1 protein-coding gene is annotated in these 1,432 nt (G+C 66.7%); it reads right to left on the bottom strand.

Features of this window, described 5'->3' with window-relative positions; all coding sequences use genetic code 11:
• Window positions 1-24 precede the first annotated feature (24 nt).
• The gene (locus tag CDN38_RS27610) at window positions 25-1,269 is read right to left on the bottom strand and encodes an IS701 family transposase (protein WP_075509744.1); all 1,245 of its coding nucleotides are present in this window, start codon (window positions 1,267-1,269) and stop codon (window positions 25-27) included.
• Window positions 1,270-1,432 lie beyond the last annotated feature (163 nt).

The raw sequence follows: 1,432 nt of genomic DNA, 5'->3' as shown, positions 1-1,432 counted from the left end.
TAGTACTGCAGCCGTAGATCGGGATCATTGCTTCTGCCTTCGTCGGTAGTGGGAAAGGCGTGCTCGGTATTGGTGTCGTCGGCGCCATCGTGACCAGGCCAGCAGGGTCGTCACGGTGTGGTTGGTGGCCAGGAGTAGGGCGTCGAAGAGTCGGCGGAATTCGTTGACGGTCAACGCGATCAGGCCGGCTGGTGTGGGTGCGATGTCGCGTTCGATCGCGGTGGCCACGGCCAGGAAGGCGTGGGCGAGCATGGCCAGGGTGGTCCAGCGATGCCAGGAGCGCCAGCGCCGGACTTGGTGCTGGTCGAGCCCGACCAGTCCTTTGGCGGCTTGGAAGGATTCCTCGATGCGCCAGCGTTGACCGGCCACGGCGACCAGGGTGCGCAGCGGCACTGGCCGGGGGCTGTAGCAGCGCAGGTAGGCGTGCTCGCCGGTGGCGTCGTTGCGGCGGATCAGCAAATGATGGACCCCGGTGTCGGTGTCGTCTTCGGCGAGTAGACGAAACCACGCCCACGAGTACAGCCGTGGGCCGTGGGCGCCGTCGCCAGCGGAGTGGGTCTGCCAGGCGTGCGCGGGGATCAGCGCGGGTAGCGCATCGACGCGGATCGGGCCGGCATCAGTGGGCACACGCCGGTTGGCCGCCACGGCAAGGACATACCCCAGTCGGTGGCCGCGGACCGCGGCCCGCAGCCGCGGGTCAGCACCATAGACTTCGTCGCCGGCCACCCACGCCGCGGGAACCTTCGCGGCCACGGCCCGGTCGATCAGCGTGACCGCCAGGGTGGGTTTGGTCGCGAAACCCTGCTTGCCTTCCGGGATTCCGGCGTCGGCGCATCGGACCGCATCCTGGGTCCACGACTTGGGCAGATACAGCGCCCGGTCGATCAAGGCGTGCCCCCGTGGGGCGGCATAGGTCAGATGCACCGCGACTTGAGAGTTCTCGATGCGGCCGGCGGTGCCGCTGTACTGGCGTTGCACTCCGACGCTGTGCACGCCCTTTTTGATGTCGCCGGTCTCGTCGACGACCAGGATCGCGCCTCGGTCACCGAAGGCGTCGATAACGTAATCGCGCAGATCATCTCGGACCGCATCGGCGTCCCAGCTCGCGCGGGCCAGCAGGTGCTGCAGCCCATCAGGAGTGGCTGCACCGCGGTGCTCGGCGATCGTCCAGCAATTCTTGCGGTCCAGCCCTGAGACCATCCCGGACATCAACTCCGCGGCATGCCGAAGTGGTTCGTAGCGACGAAATCGCGGCGCGATCCGGTCGATCACCGCGGAGAACTCCGACTGCCACCGATCAGGGTCTACGCTATGAGCCGCGGCGACCGCGGCGTATTCGGTTGTCTTCACAAACTCTGAACAATGCCGCGGTCACCGCTCTGAGCAGCGCAGACACGCCCAGTATCAATGATCCCGATCTACGGCTGCAGTA

The organism is Mycobacterium ostraviense (genome assembly GCF_002705925.1).
GTDB classification, from domain to species: Bacteria; Actinomycetota; Actinomycetes; order Mycobacteriales; family Mycobacteriaceae; genus Mycobacterium; species Mycobacterium ostraviense.
This window is presented reverse-complemented; position numbering and strand designations above follow the sequence as displayed.